19 protein-coding genes are annotated in these 15561 nt (G+C 59.2%); 10 read left to right on the plus strand and 9 right to left on the minus strand.

All coding sequences use genetic code 11. From position 1 onward, the window contains the following. Positions 1–193 precede the first annotated feature (193 nt). Complete coding sequence (gene rpmE, locus B3Z17_RS10815; protein ID WP_286829807.1) at positions 194–418, plus strand: 50S ribosomal protein L31; 225 nt, start codon at positions 194–196, stop codon at positions 416–418. A gap of 192 nt (positions 419–610) precedes the next feature. Further along, positions 611–1069 carry an Hsp20 family protein gene (locus tag B3Z17_RS10820; protein WP_068304110.1) on the plus strand — a complete coding sequence of 153 codons (459 nt, stop codon included), beginning with the start codon at positions 611–613 and terminating at the stop codon, positions 1067–1069. Positions 1070–1444: 375 nt separating this feature from the next. On the opposite strand, the gene B3Z17_RS10825 is transcribed toward B3Z17_RS10820, so the two are convergent. Further along, positions 1445–1639: a DUF1192 domain-containing protein gene (locus B3Z17_RS10825; protein ID WP_068304106.1), complete on the minus strand. Its 195-nt coding sequence runs from the start codon at positions 1637–1639 to the stop codon at positions 1445–1447. An 88-nt stretch (positions 1640–1727) separates the two neighbouring features. On the opposite strand from B3Z17_RS10825, the gene B3Z17_RS10830 reads away from it, so the two are divergent. Beyond that, positions 1728–2708 (plus strand): NAD(P)H-quinone oxidoreductase, encoded by a 981-nt coding sequence (locus B3Z17_RS10830; RefSeq protein WP_286829808.1) that lies wholly within the window; start codon positions 1728–1730, stop codon positions 2706–2708. A 211-nt stretch (positions 2709–2919) separates the two neighbouring features. Next, the gene (locus tag B3Z17_RS10835; RefSeq protein WP_068304100.1) at positions 2920–3624 is read left to right on the plus strand and encodes a DUF1013 domain-containing protein; all 705 of its coding nucleotides are present in this window, start codon (positions 2920–2922) and stop codon (positions 3622–3624) included. Between the two features lie 72 nt (positions 3625–3696). Here the strand turns inward: B3Z17_RS10835 and B3Z17_RS10840 are convergent, their stop codons facing one another. Next, the gene (locus tag B3Z17_RS10840) at positions 3697–3864 is read right to left on the minus strand and encodes a YdcH family protein (protein ID WP_074519394.1); all 168 of its coding nucleotides are present in this window, start codon (positions 3862–3864) and stop codon (positions 3697–3699) included. 156 nt (positions 3865–4020) lie between these two features. On the opposite strand from B3Z17_RS10840, the gene B3Z17_RS10845 reads away from it, so the two are divergent. Beyond that, the gene (locus B3Z17_RS10845; protein WP_286829809.1) at positions 4021–4593 is read left to right on the plus strand and encodes a UbiX family flavin prenyltransferase; all 573 of its coding nucleotides are present in this window, start codon (positions 4021–4023) and stop codon (positions 4591–4593) included. A 6-nt stretch (positions 4594–4599) separates the two neighbouring features. On the opposite strand, the gene B3Z17_RS10850 is transcribed toward B3Z17_RS10845, so the two are convergent. Continuing rightward, entirely contained in the window at positions 4600–5073 is a 474-nt protein-coding gene (locus tag B3Z17_RS10850; RefSeq protein ID WP_286829810.1) for a TIGR02444 family protein, read from the minus strand. A 41-nt stretch (positions 5074–5114) separates the two neighbouring features. Here B3Z17_RS10850 and B3Z17_RS10855 point away from each other — a divergent pair, with 41 nt between their 5' ends. Next, entirely contained in the window at positions 5115–5312 is a 198-nt protein-coding gene (locus tag B3Z17_RS10855) for a YdcH family protein (protein ID WP_068304091.1), read from the plus strand. Between the two features lie 26 nt (positions 5313–5338). On the opposite strand, the gene B3Z17_RS10860 is transcribed toward B3Z17_RS10855, so the two are convergent. Further along, complete coding sequence (locus B3Z17_RS10860; protein ID WP_068304089.1) at positions 5339–6079, minus strand: GGDEF domain-containing protein; 741 nt, start codon at positions 6077–6079, stop codon at positions 5339–5341. Between the two features lie 227 nt (positions 6080–6306). Between B3Z17_RS10860 and purE the strand changes: the two genes are divergently transcribed. From purE to B3Z17_RS10875, 3 genes are all read left to right on the plus strand, one after another. Further along, positions 6307–6804, plus strand: coding sequence for a 5-(carboxyamino)imidazole ribonucleotide mutase (gene purE / locus B3Z17_RS10865; RefSeq protein ID WP_286829811.1), 498 nt, complete (start codon positions 6307–6309; stop codon positions 6802–6804). A 30-nt stretch (positions 6805–6834) separates the two neighbouring features. Then, positions 6835–7911: a 5-(carboxyamino)imidazole ribonucleotide synthase gene (locus tag B3Z17_RS10870; RefSeq protein ID WP_286829812.1), complete on the plus strand. Its 1077-nt coding sequence runs from the start codon at positions 6835–6837 to the stop codon at positions 7909–7911. A 137-nt stretch (positions 7912–8048) separates the two neighbouring features. Beyond that, on the plus strand, positions 8049–8516 hold the full coding sequence (locus tag B3Z17_RS10875) for a hypothetical protein (protein WP_068304084.1): 468 nt from the start codon (positions 8049–8051) through the stop codon (positions 8514–8516). Positions 8517–8519: 3 nt separating this feature from the next. On the opposite strand, the gene B3Z17_RS10880 is transcribed toward B3Z17_RS10875, so the two are convergent. From B3Z17_RS10880 to B3Z17_RS10900, 5 genes are all read right to left on the minus strand, one after another. Next, on the minus strand, positions 8520–9179 hold the full coding sequence (locus B3Z17_RS10880) for a hypothetical protein (RefSeq protein ID WP_286829813.1): 660 nt from the start codon (positions 9177–9179) through the stop codon (positions 8520–8522). 57 nt (positions 9180–9236) lie between these two features. Next, positions 9237–9890 carry a fructose-6-phosphate aldolase gene (fsa, locus tag B3Z17_RS10885; RefSeq protein WP_286829814.1) on the minus strand — a complete coding sequence of 218 codons (654 nt, stop codon included), beginning with the start codon at positions 9888–9890 and terminating at the stop codon, positions 9237–9239. A 172-nt stretch (positions 9891–10062) separates the two neighbouring features. Next, positions 10063–11613 carry an MDR family MFS transporter gene (locus B3Z17_RS10890; RefSeq protein ID WP_286829815.1) on the minus strand — a complete coding sequence of 517 codons (1551 nt, stop codon included), beginning with the start codon at positions 11611–11613 and terminating at the stop codon, positions 10063–10065. 3 nt (positions 11614–11616) lie between these two features. After that, entirely contained in the window at positions 11617–12645 is a 1029-nt protein-coding gene (locus tag B3Z17_RS10895) for an HlyD family secretion protein (protein ID WP_286829816.1), read from the minus strand. Beyond that, positions 12642–13103, minus strand: coding sequence for a MarR family winged helix-turn-helix transcriptional regulator (locus tag B3Z17_RS10900; protein WP_286829817.1), 462 nt, complete (start codon positions 13101–13103; stop codon positions 12642–12644). Before B3Z17_RS10900 ends, B3Z17_RS10895 begins: the two co-directional genes overlap by 4 nt. Before the next feature lie 169 nt (positions 13104–13272). On the opposite strand from B3Z17_RS10900, the gene B3Z17_RS10905 reads away from it, so the two are divergent. Then, on the plus strand, positions 13273–15516 hold the full coding sequence (locus B3Z17_RS10905; RefSeq protein WP_286829818.1) for a primosomal protein N': 2244 nt from the start codon (positions 13273–13275) through the stop codon (positions 15514–15516). Positions 15517–15561: the final 45 nt, after the last annotated feature.

The following is a 15561-nucleotide window of genomic DNA, read 5'->3' on the forward strand; positions in this document are numbered from 1 at the left end:
GCGCCATAATCCAATCAACGATTTTGACTTTGTTATAATGCGCCTGTGCAACATGTGGTTATAATGCGCCTGTGCAACATGTGGGAAGGGCGCGGCATATTATTTTCACCACTGAGGGCAAAAAGCGTAGAAACAGCCTTGCATTCGTTGAAATATTGACCTATACGGACGCCTCGTTTTCGGAGGTAAGACCATGAAACAAGAAATTCATCCCGACTACCACAACATCAAAGTGGTAATGACTGACGGGACGACTTTTGAGACCCGCTCTACTTGGGGCTCGGAAGGCGACACCATGACGCTTGAGATTGATCCTAAGTCGCACCCAGCTTGGACTGGTGGCGTTCGTCAGGTTCTTGAAGGTGGCCGTGTGGCTAAATTCAACAAGCGCTTCGGTGGCCTGTCGCTCAAGAAGTAAGTCGTTCTCGACATTCGAGTTTTTCGGAAAAGGCGTCCCGTTCGGGCGCCTTTTTCATTTTCTGCTCTTGAAGGCCAAAAACTCCTCCCCACATATGATTTGTCCGGTCGCCGAATTCGGGGCCAGACAGTGAACCGACCCGGCATTTATGCGGGTCACGTAAAATCAGTCGCTTCACTTGGAGGACATGACATGAGAAACTTTGACCTTACCCCCCTTATGCGCAGCACCGTTGGCTTCGATCACCTGAGCCGCCTGCTCGATTCGGCCCTGACATCAGAAGGTGCAGCCGCGTATCCGCCCTACAATATCGAAAAGCTGAGCGAAGATGATTACCGAATCACCATGGCGGTGGCCGGTTTTGCTCCCGATGAACTGAATGTCACCGTTCAGGAAGGCACGCTCTATATCTCCGGCAAGGGCCGTGAAGAGGAAGAAGAGCGCCGTTTCCTGCACAAGGGCATCGCAAAGCGCGCCTTCGAGCGCCGCTTCGAGCTTGCGGAAACCATCCGCGTTGGTGACGCCAAGTTTGAAAATGGTCTTCTCGAGATCGAACTGAAGCGCGTGATCCCTGATCACAAGAAACCGCGTCAGGTCGAGATCCGCTCTACGGACGCGAAGATGAAGACCATTGAGGCAGACGCCGCCTAAGGGCGCGTCAACTCTAGCGCCCTGACCCCTTCCGGGGCGCTAACCTCCCAGTTTCCTCCACGACTCCTCGCTGTCGTGAACCTGACGTGAGGGCCGGGCATTCCTCCCCCAAAGCTCCTGGCTCTCACGGCTTTTTGCTGCAAATCGGACAAAAGTCCCTCGGCTACGCCTCAGTGTACTTTTGCCCGGGGCTCAATATGAAAAACCGACCCTCGAAGCGGTTCTTCGGGCCTGTTTTGCTCATTGTCTTGAAATCCGCCTCTGGCGGATTTTTCATGTAAAATTTGGAAACAAGGCGAAGAGCCGCCTCGAGGCTTGTTTTCGCCTTGTGGCTACTGAAGGAAAGTACATTGAGCGTTAGCGAAGGACTTTTCTTCAACTCTTAAAGAAGGCCTCAGCCGCTGCCTTGCTTGAACCCTTGGAGTCGAGTTCGCCCTTGGTGCGGGTGATTTCTGCTTCAAGCCGGCTGATGCGTTCCTCAAGTTCATGGGCGCTCAGGGTGGACAGGTCTTCCTTCTCGACCGCCGTCAGCGGACTGTCTTTCTTGATCGGGAGATCGTCAAAATCCATGGCATGTGCCTCCTGCCTTTTTTCACCTTTTACCTTGTATTCCTGCCTATCGCCCACAGATACTTTAGGCAAGCAGGGAGATGACTTTATGAAAGCGATTGAGATTACCACACCGGGCGGGCCTGAGGTCTTGAAACCGTGTGAGCGCGACAACCCGGCGCCGGGTGCGGGTGAATTGCTGATCCGGGTGATGGCGGCAGGCGTAAACCGGCCAGATGTGGTGCAACGGCTGGGCCGCTACCCCGCGCCACCGGGCGCCAGCGATATTCCGGGCCTTGAGGTCGCGGGCGAAGTCGTGGCGCTGGGGGACGGTGCTGAAGGCTTCAAGGTCGGCGACAAGGTCTGTGCGCTGGTGCCAGGCGGTGGTTACGCAGAACTATGCACGGCCAATGCGGCCTCGGCCATGCATGTGCCGAAGGGCTTTTCAATGGTGCAGGCAGCAGCGATCCCCGAAACCTATTTTACTGTATGGTCGAACCTGTTTGACCGGGCCGGTCTGACGGCGGGTGAAACACTTCTGGTGCATGGTGGTTCGTCTGGCATCGGCTCCACGGCCATCCAGCTCGCGAAGGCTTTCGGCGCCAGGGTCATCACCACCGTGGGTAACGCCGAGAAGGCTGAGTTCTGCAAGAAGCTGGGCGCTGACGTGGTGGTGAACTATCGCGAGGGCGACTATGTCGAGGCCGTGAAAGACTTCACGGAAGGCACGGGCGTGAATGTGGTGCTGGATATGGTGGGCGGCGATTATATCGCCAAGAATATCGAGTGTTTGGCGGTTGAAGGCAGGCATGTGTCCATCGCCTTTCTGCAGGGGCCGCAGGTGACCATGAACATGCTACCGGTGATGCTGAAGCGGCTGGTGCTGACGGGCAGCACGCTTCGGGCGCGGGACAATGCCTTCAAGGGCGCGATTGCAGCGAACCTGCAGAAGCATGTCTGGCCACTGATGGAGGCAGGCAAGGTGGCGCCGGTGATCGATTCGACCTTCCCGCTGGATCAGGCCGCAGACGCCCACGCCCGCATGGAAACAAGCCTCCATATGGGTAAGATCATGCTTGAGGTGGCCTAAGCGGGGCCAAAGTGCGGAAAAGCGGTCAAATTGAACCAGAAATCTGTTCAGGGCGCCATTATTCGCCATGACAGGGGCTTTTTGACCTGTTACACATGGGGCGGGAGGAATTTCTCTCCCCCCTTTCAGGAAAACATGGATCCAGAGAGGGCAGGTAAGCGGTACCGCTTATCTGGGCGAAGAGGAATTTCCGTAAACAAGGGATAACGGGATGACACAACCTTTGATGCCGATGGCCACCGCTGTATGGCTGGTGGATAACACGGCGCTTACATTCAAGCAGATTGCCGAATTCTGCCAGTTGCACGAACTTGAAGTTCAGGGCATTGCAGACGGCACTGTTGGTACGAATATCGTTGGCCAGGACCCGACTGCGAGCGGCCAGCTGACGTGGGACGAAATCAATCGCTGCCAGGCAGACCCAAAGGGTGCGCTTGTACTGAGCGAAGACGATGTGAAAGCGGTGCCGCGCACCAAGGGCCCGCGTTATACGCCGGTGTCCAAGCGCCAGGACAAGCCAGACGCCATCGCCTGGCTGGTGCGTAATCACCCAGAGCTTTCGGACCTGCAGATCAGCCGCCTGGTGGGCACCACCAAGCCGACGATCTCTGCGATCCGCGAGCGCAGCCACTGGAACATCCAGAACATCAAGCCGCAGGACCCGGTAGGTCTGGGCCTGTGTAAGCAGCTTGAGTTGGACGAAGCCGTGCGTCAGGCCGCAGCCCGCCGCGACAAGGCCGCTGCCAAATCAGGCGAAAAGCCTGCAGAGGCTGCGCCCGTAGAGGCGCCGGTTGAAGCCCCTGTTGTAGAAGCGCCAGCTGAAGAAGCTCCTGCGAAGGAAAAAGAACTGACTGCCGCTGACGTGTTCGGTGAAGAGCCAGCAGCGGACGCTGACGAAGAAGCTGACAAAGAATAAGGCCCACGCTAACTGGGCAAACAAAAAGCGCGAGGACTTGCCTCGCGCTTTTTTTGTTAAGCTTGTCTGCCCTTAGTGTCTGACCAGGCGGGTCATTTCCTCTTTCAGGCGGAGTTTCTGCTTTTTAAGCTGTGCTATTCGTATGGTATCGGGGCACGGCCTGTGTTCTTCCCGGGTGATGATCTCTTCAATTTCAGCATGTTTCGCGTTCAAGGTATTCACATGCGACTGTAGGTTCATTCCCGCACTCCTCTTCATTACGATTTTAAGACAGCATTATGAGACCAAATGAAGGGGCTCTTGTCACGGAAAAGATTTGCGCCCGAGCACTTGTCCTGTATCTTCGGGCACTTAGCAAATCGCGGAAAACCCCCGTTTGAAGGATTGTTGCGCCAAATGGCAGAGACTCGAAAGAAAAGGCTGATTATTGCCATCACGGGCGCTAGTGGTGTGGCTTACGGTGTCCGCGCGCTTGAGCTTCTGAAGGGGCTGGATGTTGAGCGCCATCTGGTGATGTCAAAGGCGGGTGAACGCACGCTTCTGGAGGAAACCGACTATAGCGTGCGTGACGTGCAGGCGATGGCGGATGTGCTCTATCCGGCCAAGGATATCGGCGCCGCGATCGCCAGTGGGTCCTTCCGTACCATGGGTATGCTGATTGCGCCGTGTTCGGTCAAGACCATGGGGGAAATCCGCACCGGGATCACCTCCAGCCTGGTCAGCCGGGCGGCCGATGTGATCCTCAAGGAACGCCGTCGGCTGGTGCTGATGGTCAGGGAGACGCCGCTGCATACCGGACACCTCAGAACCATGACGGCGCTCAGTGAAATGGGGGCGATCATCGCGCCGCCTGTCCCCAGCCTCTATGCCAAGCCCGCAAGCATTGACGACATGGTCACCTACACGGCGGCCCGCGCGCTGGACCTGTTTGATCTGGAAGTGGAAGGCCTTAACCGCTGGGGTGAATAACCGCCTTCATGCAGGCATATTGGGCGCCTTCAGCTTGGCCCCGCAAATCTGCAGATAGCTGCTGACACACGGCCATACGTCCCGCGCGTGGCTTGATTTGAGCGGCGGTTTGGTCAGGCACTTCAGAAGCGCCCGCTGCTCCTGCTGTTCGGCTTCAAGCTCTTCGGCCTTGGCGTCCTCATAGCCGTCCTGGCCCTTGAGGGCGCGCCGTGCCATACGGAGCGGCGCCAGCTTTTCCTCCTGCCACCAGCTGGCGGCTTCCATCAGCAAATCCCAGTCGTCAGCCACCGGGCGAACACCATGGTCATCCATCCACAGGCACAAAAGCAGCAGGTTTACGTCCGCGCCCAGGCTGTCCTGCGCATCAAGGCAGGCTTCCTGCATCGATGCATGGCTATAGGTACGGCAAGTGAAGTCCCAAAAATCGTCAGGCGAAGGCCAGCGGGTCGATTGCTGTGCTTCTATGTCGGCATTTGTCATGCTATAACCACCGCAATTCTAATGAGTTTTGGGGCCAGTATATGGATGAAGATGCCATCAGGGAGCAAATTTCTGCCCTCATGGAGGAGCACCGCGACCTGGATGATGCCATCACGGCAGTACAACGCGCCGGTACGTTCGATCTTTTGCAAGTGCAGCGCATGAAGAAGCGCAAGCTTCTTCTGAAGGATGAGATTGCGAAACTGCGTAATATGCTGGTGCCTGATATCATCGCTTGAGGCATAGCCCCCTGAACAGGGAGCCCTTAGCGTGGCTCGCTGTCGCCCTTGAGTTCCCGCTTGTTTTCATACATGGCCTTGTCCGCCTTATCGAGCGCGTCATGCGGCTCGTCGCCCTGGCGGAAGGTATAGGTGCCGAAGGCCATGCTCATCTTGATGGTCTCGCCGCCAATCACCAGCGGCGTGTCGGCAATGGTCTGCGCCAGTGAAGCTGCCTTGTCGTGTCCCACCTGTTCGTCAGCTTGCGCCAGGATCACGCCGAACTCGTCGCCGCCCAAACGACCAATCACATCGGTGCCGCGGACATTGTCCACCAGCGTGCGGGCCACATGAAACAGGGCCTTGTCGCCAGCTTCGTGGCCATATTTGTCGTTGATCAGCTTCATGTCATTGAGGTCAATGAACATCAGCGTTGAAGGCGTGCCGTAGCGTTCCGCGAAACTGATCATGCGGTTCAGCTCGCGCACAAACGCCCGCCGGTTCGGGATTGGCAGAAGGGCGTCCGTGTCGGCCACATCTTCCATTTCCCTGAGGCGCCGGTTGGTGGCATCCAGTTCGCGCCTGAGCTTGTCCACCTCTTCCATCAGCGACATGATCGCCTGCTGGACGCGCGGCGTCATTTCCTCAGGGGGAATAGTGGTAACCTGTACGGTGTCATTGATTTCGCGTGGCGCGGACGTTTCAGTCGCGCTGCCGGTCGCCCCCGTTTTGCGCACTGGGCGCGTCGGAGCGGTACGCGTGACGCCGGGTGTATTGGTTATTTTCATACAAGACCCTGTACCGGTTACTTTCGACTGTAGATAATCCATTATGGCGTCTTTGTGAATCGACTTGCAAGTTTCCTGATGAAATTGGCGTGAAATAGGCGGTTTTTGGGGCTTTTCGGCAAAGCTTGCAATAAGGAGGCGCATGCCTATAATGCGCGCTCCGCAGGGATGGCAGATGGGTTGCCCCTATGGCGGCACCTGTCATGGCTTTTAGGATGGAAGCGACCATGAGCACTGAGACGCCCGAAATTGGTATCATTATGGGAAGCCAGTCTGACTGGCCAACAATGAAGCACGCAGCAGATGTGCTCGCCGAACTTGGGGTCTCCTTCGAGACCCGCATCGTTTCGGCCCACCGGACGCCAGACCGCCTTTATGACTATGCCAAAACAGCCAAAGACCGTGGCCTGAAATGCATCATTGCCGGTGCTGGCGGTGCCGCGCACCTGCCGGGAATGGCAGCCGCCATGACCCCGCTGCCGGTTTTCGGTGTGCCAGTGCAATCCAGCATGCTTTCCGGCAAGGACAGCCTGCTGTCGATCGTGCAGATGCCAGGCGGTGTGCCTGTGGGCACCTTGGCGATAGGCAAGGCCGGCGCCAAGAACGCGGGCCTCCTGGCCGCGGCTGTAATTGCCCTGATGGATGAAGGCGTTGCCGAACGGCTTGACGCCTGGCGTGCCGCGCAAACCGAAAGCGTGGCCGAAATTCCGGTAGATGACGCTTAAGCGCTAACGGCTCAAAGGCAGGATATCAGCATGACACAGATTAAACCGGGTGGAAAAATCGGCATTTTGGGCGGTGGCCAGCTTGGCCGCATGCTCGCTATGGCCGCTGCGCGCCTTGGCTATCGCTGTCACATTTTTTGCCCGGACGTCCGCAGCCCGGCGTTTCATGTGGCGTGCGATTTCACTATCGCTGAATATGAAAATGAAGAGGCGCTGAAGGAGTTCGCCTCCAGCGTTGATGTGGCAACTTACGAGTTCGAAAATGTCCCGGCCCGCACGGCTGAGATTGTCTCGAAGGAAACGCTGCTGCGCCCGGGTGCGCGCGCCCTTGAAGTGTCGCAGGACCGGCTGACGGAAAAGAAATTTCTCAATGAATGCGGTGTGAAAACAGCGCCCTTCAAGGCTTTCCAGACACAGGAAGAGCTGGATGAGGCCTACAAGGAAATCGGCCGTCCGTCTGTCGCCAAGACCCGGCGTTTTGGCTATGACGGCAAAGGCCAGTTGATGATCAAGGCGCGCAAGGACGTGGACGACGTCATGGGCGTGACCAAGGGCACCGCCGCCATTCTTGAAGGCTTCGTGACCTTCGACCGCGAGATCAGCGTTGTTGTGGCGCGCTCGGCGTCGGGTGACGTGGCGGCTTTCCCGGTGGCGGAAAATGTGCACACCAACCATATCCTGGATACCAGCACCGTGCCGGCGCAGATCAGTGAAGTGGTGGAGGCCAAAGCCAAGGTAATGGCCACCCGCATCGCCAACGCGCTCGAATATATCGGTGTGATGACCGTTGAGATGTTCGTCAATGACGGCACGGGCGAGATTGTGGTTAATGAAATTGCGCCGCGCGTGCACAACAGTGGCCACTGGACCATCGAAGGCGCTGCCACCAGCCAGTTCGAACAGCATATCCGCGCCATCTGCGACCTGCCGCTGGGCGGAACGGATGCCCGCGGCAAGGTGCGGATGAAGAACCTGTTGGGCAAGGATATCCTGGATTTCGAACAGTATCTCACGGACCCAAAGGCCCACTTCCATCACTATGGCAAGCTGGAGCCGCGCGAAGGCCGCAAGATGGGCCATGTGACCTGGGTCGAAGACGCAGACTAAAATCTGAATAAGGAAAGGGAGGCCTTCGCCTCCCTTTTTTATTGCCTGCATAAGGCTTTGGGTGATTGGCTTGTCCTGCGGGATGGTTGTAATGATATAACTTTTGGTATAGCCTTTCCCTGTCAGAAGGGGGGCTTATGCAGTTTTTGAAATATTCACTTGTCGCCTTGCTTGTGGTCGGCTGTACGGCAGTGCCGACAACCGGCGACTGGCCGGAGGCGAAGATCGACCGCTCTGAAATCGAGCGCGTGTCGCTGAAGGGCCGGATCGTAATTATTGAACAGGTGCCCCGTTTTCTGCAGTTCGGCAGTGCGCAGGTGGTCAGCCCAAGCCTGGATCATTATCTGTTCTGGGACTTCTGCCGGGGCTCGGGCACCGTGTGGCAGATGGTGGCGCTCAGGCCCGATGAGAGGGCCAGTTCAGGCTGGTCCTATACGCGTACCAGGACCTTCCCTGCCACAAAGAGGCATGAGGCGGAAACGCGGGTAACCGAAGGGTTTCTTGAACGGCGTATCGCCGGATTTGAAGACCTGCGGAAAGCGGGCCTGTCCTTCTTCAAGCCCGGCACCATCAAATGCGACGCCACCTACGGTGACCCGATCTAGCGCCTAGCGCTCGAGAATCCAGGTGGCGTGTTCGGCGCGCACGGTGAAACCGTATTTATCCGCAAATGCATTGACGATATCGCGCATGGGGAAGCCTTTTGACCGGCTCCAATGCCAGTCATCGCCGGTGATCTGGGCGTCGGGCCACAGCTCATGGCAGACCTCAAGGTCCACGGCCTGCTTGTTGGCGTCAATATAGACCAGCTCCGGCTCGAAGCCCTTGTCTTTCAGTTCATAAAGCGCGTCGGGCGACAGGCCGCGGTACGGCACGAAGCGGCCCTCGAAGCCGCGCAGGTTCGCAAGCGCGGTGGGGAAGGGGCCCTGGCGCTCCACGTCTGCGGCAAAGCGCTTCTGGTCTTCCATATTGGGGTATTCGCGGGTCAGCTTCGGGCGGCCCACATAGCGCTGGACCTGCTCGATCAGATGGTCGCTCCAGGGGTCCACGCCCACAAGGCGAAGGTCCGGCTCCACCGACAGCCAGCGCTTGGCGCTGGAGCACAGGAAGCAGCCGATTTCCAGCATGTAGCGGGGCTTACGCGTGCGGATGATCTCATCCACCATGTCGCGCCCATAACCACCAAGCGTATAGTCCCACGCCACCAGGCCTTTGGTCTCGGGCCACGGGTTTTCCGCCAGAAGTTTTTCGAATGCCGTGTCCGTCATGCTGTGCTCCGGATACAAAAAGGGCGCGGTGTGTCCGCGCCCTGATCGATTGGTTCTTTAGAGGATCGAGAAGCCAGTGGCTGCCCAGTCCTTGTCGAAGCCCGCGAGGCCATTGGTGGTCAGCGGGTGATTGAACAGCTTCCTGAGCACGTCGATCGGGAAAGTGGCAACATCGGCACCGATGCGCGCGCTCTCCAGGATGTGCGTGGGGTGGCGAACAGAAGCCACCAGGATTTCCGTATCGAAATTGTAGTTGTCATAGATGTTGCGGATGTCTTCAATCAGCTCCATGCCGTTGAAGCCCACATCGTCATGACGGCCCACGAACGGGGAAATGAAGCTTGCGCCCGCTTTGGCGGCCAGAAGCGCCTGATTGGCACTGAAGCACAGCGTCACATTCACCATGATGCCTTCAGCGCGCAGCGCCTTACAGGTTTTGAGGCCATCGATGGTCAGTGGAACCTTGACCGCGATATTGTCGGCGATCTTGGCGCACTTGAGGCCTTCCTTCAGCATGGTTTCATGGTCGTGGGCAACGGTTTCAGCCGATACCGGGCCATCCACTTCCTTGGCGATCTCGGTAATCACTTCGAAAAACTCGCGACCAGCTTTCTTGATCAGCGACGGGTTGGTGGTTACGCCGTCAAGAAGGCCCGTGGCGTTTGCTTCACGGATTTCATCGATGTTGGCGGTATCCAGGAAAAATTTCATTGTTAGCTCCTTCGGCACTCCGGGCATGGAGTGGGTCACAGTATCCAGTGGGCGGCTGCAATCTTATATATCGACAAATGATGTGCGATGCACTCAATTCCGCCTATTCGAGGCCTGACTAATCAAGATTAGGGCTGCATGCAAGCACGGAGTGCAGAAGCAGCGTGCAGAATCAGGCCTCAACAGGATGGCCGATGTCGTCTTCCGCCTGATCCTGCTTGGGCATCTTGACAAAGAGGGATGCCAGAATCACCACAAGGGCGGCGGCAAACAGCGCCATATAGGCATTATTATAGGCCATCATGGCGGCTTCGCGCTGTACCAGCATGTCGCTGATGGCCAGTTGCTGCAGTGCCTCCGGACTGCCGGACATGGAGATGGCCTTGGGCGTGAAGGCCCTCAGCGGGCTCAGCCGCTCCACAAGCTCGGCGTGGTTGATCTGGCTATAGCGGCTGACGAGCGCCACCACCATGGAAATGGCGGCCGCCTGGCCCAGCCCGCGCACCAGCGAAAAGACGGATGAGGCCTCCACCTGCATCTCATGGCTGATGGACGCATAAGCGACGGTGGAAGCAATCACGAACAGGATTCCGATACCGAAGCCGTGCAGGATGGGCGGCACCGCCAAGAGCATGGCCGGTGTTTCCGTGGTCAGATGGATGAAGGGGTAGAGCCCTGTGGCCATGCAGGCGCCGCCAAGCGCCAGGAGCAGCCGCACGCTCAGGAACTGGGTCAGCTTTGGGGTCAGCATCATGCCCACCATCATGCCCACACCGCGCCACATCAGGATCACGCCGGTCTCCAAGACCGGATAGCCCATCAGGTTCTGCATCATGGGCGGCTGTAGTACCACCGAAGCGGTCATGTTGCCGGCGGTGATCAGGATCAGGAGCATGCCGATCATATAATTGCGGTCGCGGAACAGGGCACCGGGCAGGAAGGGGCGGGGGCTGGTGCGGCTGTTGACCGTGAAAATCCAGGCCGCGGCCAGGAACACCAGGCAGTAGGCGATGATTTCCATGCTTTCGAACCAGTCTTCGGTCTCGCCCCGGTCGAGCGCCAGTTGCAGCGTGCCGATGGCAATAGCAAGGCTGAAGAAGCCAATGAAATTCAGCTTGTGGCCGGGGAAATGCATGCCCTTTTTCATGGTCATGCCAAGGCCGAAGGCCGTCAGGATGCCCACAGGCAGGTTGATGAAGAACACCCAGCGCCAGTTGGCGACATCGGTGATATAGCCACCCAGCGACGGCCCCAGCACCGGCCCCGCCATGGTCCCCAGGCCAAACAGTGCCATCAGGCGTGCGCGGTCTGTATTGTCGGTGGACATGCGGTTCATGGTGGCGATGGCAAGCGGGATCAGCGGGGCGCCCGCCGCGCCCTGCAAAATGCGGGCGGCCAGCATGGCCTCAAGCGTGATCGCCAGCCCACACAGCACGGACGCCAGCGTGAAGATGGAAACCGACAGGATCATCAGCCTTTTCACGCCAAAGCGGCTCGCGGCCCAGCCCACCAGGGGGGTCAGCACCACGGCGGCGATGATATAGGTGGTGACCACCCATGAAATCTGGTCGAACGTTGCCTGCAGGGTGCCGCGCATTTCCGGCAGCGCCACATTGACGATGGTGGCGTCAATGGTGTGCAGCGACACGGCCGCCATCAGGCAGACCAGAAGGCCGCCCCGATGGTCTGTGATGGCGCTTGCGGGATGCTCGACTTCCGCCATGGATCAAAGCCCCAGAAGCGTCAGCAGGTCATCCGTTGTGCGTTCATGACCGGTGTCGATCGAGACTTCGGCGCTCAGGCCCGCGCGCAGGGCGCTTGTGTCCTGGCCATCATCCAGCCGGATCTGCACGGGAATACGCTGGATTACCTTGACCCAGTTGCCGGTGGCATTCTGGGCTGGAAGGACGGCGAATTCAGCCCCCGTCGCAGGGTCGATGGATGCCACCTTGCCGGTGAAATGCTCACCCGGCAGGGCGTCGATCATCACATCAACCGGCTGGCCAACCCTGATGAATGTCAGGTCGGTTTCCTTGGGGTTTGCTTCAATGCGCAGGTCGTTGTCCACCGTCAAGCCAAAGATTGGGTAACCTGCGGCGACATATTCGCCCGGGTGCAGATCGATCTGCGTGATGGTGCCGCCGGTGCGGGTGCGTACCTTCAGGTGGTCCAGCATCACTTCGGCGGACCGCACAGCCGCCTTGGCCTTCAAGACCATTGGGTGTTTGTTGGTTTCCAGGTCCGGGTTGCCGCCCAGCTGCGTCAGTGCCATGTTGGCTGCTTCCCGAAGCACTGTCAGCTGGCGCTCGGACTCCATCACCTTGTGGCGGTGGTTGTCGAGTGACGCTTCAGAGATATTCTGGTCCTTCGCCAGCGCTTCGGCGCGCTCCAGCTCACGCTGTTCGAACGCCAGCACTTCTTCTTCCTTGGCGATGGCGGCCAGGCTCTGGCGGTGGTTGGCGCGGATCGCGGCCACAAAGTTGCGCGCGCTTACCACTCCCGCCTGTGCTTCCAGAAGTTTCACCTGGGCGTCGGCGTCATCCAGTTCGGCGATCACATCGCCTGCGTTCACATGCTGGTTCCGTTCAACAAGCACCGTGCGTACTTCGCCGGAGACGCGCGCCGCACCCGTCAGGATGCCGGTGCGCACATAGGCATTGTCGGTGGTGATCATGCGCCCGCCAGACAGGTAAACCATGGCGGCAACCACGGCGATCAGGCTGGGAACACTGATATAAAGGAGGATACGCTTCATTGTTTGTTACTCGCGGTCTGGTCGGCCCGCCGTTGGCTGGCGTCGGTGATGACACGGTCCATCAGCTCAAGGAGTGTGTCGCGCTCGGCTTTTGAAAGGGCCGACAGGAAGAGGTCGGATATCCGGTCGATCCGCTCCAGCATGGGGCGGATAACGGGGTCTGTTTTCTCGGTGATGAACAGGCGGCGGACGCGGCGGTCTGTGCTGTCGGTGCGCCTCTCGATCATGCCGCGCGCCTCAAGAGCGTCAACCTGCCGACATACGCTCATGGTGGCGATATCCAGTCGGGCGGCCAGCGCCTGCTGGGTAATGCCCGGGTTCCGCCAGATGGCAATCAGCATCTTGGCCTGGGCGCGGGTGACGTCCAGATCCTGTTCGGCTTCAAAGCTTTGGCGCACCAAACGGTACAGGTCGCCCACCTGGAATACGAAGGAGTTATGGTTTTTTTCCTGTTTCATGGCGCCTGATATGGGTCGGTGAGTTTCATAAGCAAGGATAATTGTAAGCTAGGCTTATTAATATTTCCTTGCGCGGAGCTTTTGGCGCAATTGCTGTGGCGGATTTTGTCGCCTATGGTGGCGCGGATTGGTTGTCCATTCGGGCAGATATTGGCAGAGGTCTTACCGCGTGACGCAGGCGCAGCTTTTCAAGGATCAGGAAGTGGTGAGCGAGGAGGCTGGCGCGCGCGTGCAGGTGCTGTTGCCGCTGCCGCTGGCTGGTCCCCTGGATTACCGCGTGCCGGACGGTATGGCGAACCAGCTTGAACCTGGCGCAGTGGTGGAAGTGCCGCTTTCGGGCCGCAAGGCGATTGGCGTTGTGTGGCCCAAGAACACGTCCGGTAAGGCCAGCGGTAAAACGCTGCCCCTCAAAAAACTCAAGCCGGTGGAGCGCATCATCGATGTGCCGCCCTTCGGGACAGACCTGATGCGATTCGTCGATTGGGTATCGGCCTACACGCTCTCCAGCCAGGGGGCGGTCTTGCGCATGTGCCTGTCAGTGCCCGCCGCCTTTGGCGACGTGCCGGTGAAACGGCATTATGCCACCACGCCCGATATGCCAGACGGCATCCGCATGACGCCCGCGCGGGAAGCGGTGCTGAAAGTGCTGGCCGACGGCAAACCGCGGATGGCGCCGGAGGTGGCGTCGCTCGCGGGCGTTTCGGACGGTGTGGTAAGGGGGCTGGCGGACGCCGGCGCGCTGGTGGCGCTTGATATCTCCGTTGACCAGCCCTATCCCCAGCCGGACACCAGCCTCAAGGGGCCGAAACTGTCTCCTGAGCAGACCGAGGCCGCAGAAGCGATTCGCGCCGCCGTGTGGGAAGGCGGCTTCCAGCCCTTCCTGTTGGACGGCATCACGGGGTCCGGCAAAACCGAGGTCTATTTCGAAGGCCTCGCCGAAGCCCTGCAGGAGAAGGGTACGCAAGTACTGGTTCTGGTGCCCGAGATTGCGCTGACATCCCAGTGGCTTGAACGCTTTGAAGCCCGCTTTGGGGTCACGCCGGTGGTGTGGCATTCGGAAGTGGGGCAGGCCGAGCGCAGGCGCGCCTGGCGTGCGGTGGCATCAGGCGACGCCCGTGTGGTGGTGGGTGCGCGGTCCGCGCTCTTTTTGCCGTTCAAGAAGCTGGCCTTTATTACAGTAGACGAAGAACACGACCCATCCTTCAAACAGGAAGAGGGGGTGCTGTATCACGCCCGCGACATGGCAGTGGTGCGGGCGATGCAAGCGGGGTGCCCTGTGGTGCTCGCCAGCGCGACCCCCAGCCTGGAGACGCAGGTGAATGCGGACGAGGGCAAATATCAGGTGCTGAAGCTTCGGGAACGTCACGGCGTGGCGGTGCTGCCGGAAATGCGCGCGGTGGACATGCGCGCCGAACCGCCCGAGGCCGGCACCTGGCTGTCGCCCATCCTGGTGCGCGAGATTGAAGAGACACTGGCGGCGGGGGAGCAGGTGATGCTGTTCCTCAACCGCCGGGGCTACGCGCCGCTCACGCTCTGCCGCACCTGTGGGCACCGTATTGAATGCCCCAGCTGTTCGGCCTGGCTGGTGGAACACCGCTTTCGCCAGGAACTGCAGTGCCATCACTGCGGCCATATGGAGCCGATCCCTGAGGCCTGCCCCACCTGCGAAAGCAAGGAAAGCCTGGTGGCCTGCGGCCCGGGCGTGGAGCGCCTGTTCGAGGAAGTGACCCGCCGTTTTGCAGACGCCCGCACCAGCGTGATGACCAGCGACACGATGATGAGCCCATCACAGACGGCGGCGGTGGTGAAGGAAATTGCGGGCGGGCATCTGGATATCGTGATCGGTACCCAGATCGTGACCAAAGGCTATCATTTCCCCAACCTGACACTGGTGGGCGTGGTGGACGCAGACCTGGGACTGCGCGGCGGTGACCTGCGCGCTGGCGAGCGCACCTACCAACAACTGGTGCAGGTGGCGGGCCGGGCAGGCCGGGCGGAAAAGCCGGGCAAGGTGCTGCTGCAAAGCTATGAGCCCGAGCACCCGGTGGTGCAGGCACTACTTACCGGCGACGGCGACGCCTTCATGGCGGCAGAGAAAGCCGCCCGCGCACAATATCATATGCCGCCATACGGCAAGCTGGTGGCGATTATCCTGTCGGGCCCGGAAATGGCGGAGGTGCTGGAGGTGGGCCGCGCGCTTGCGAAGGTGGCGCCTGTTGAACACGGTGTGGATATCGTGGGCCCGGCACCCGCGCCCATGGTGCGCATCCGCGGCCAGCACCGCTTCAGGATGCTGCTTCATGCCAAGAAGCACATCAAAGTGCAGCAGCTGGTGCGGAATTGGGTTTTGCGGGTGAAGCCGAAATCCAGTGTACGCATCAAGGTGGACATCGACCCCTATAGCTTCATGTAGTAACCCTTCTGAAAAAAGGGGAGGTGTTGGCCTCGAAAGGTTACT

The sequence above is a fragment of the Kordiimonas sp. UBA4487 genome, from assembly GCF_002389025.1.
GTDB lineage: Bacteria > Pseudomonadota > Alphaproteobacteria > Sphingomonadales > Kordiimonadaceae > Kordiimonas > Kordiimonas lacus.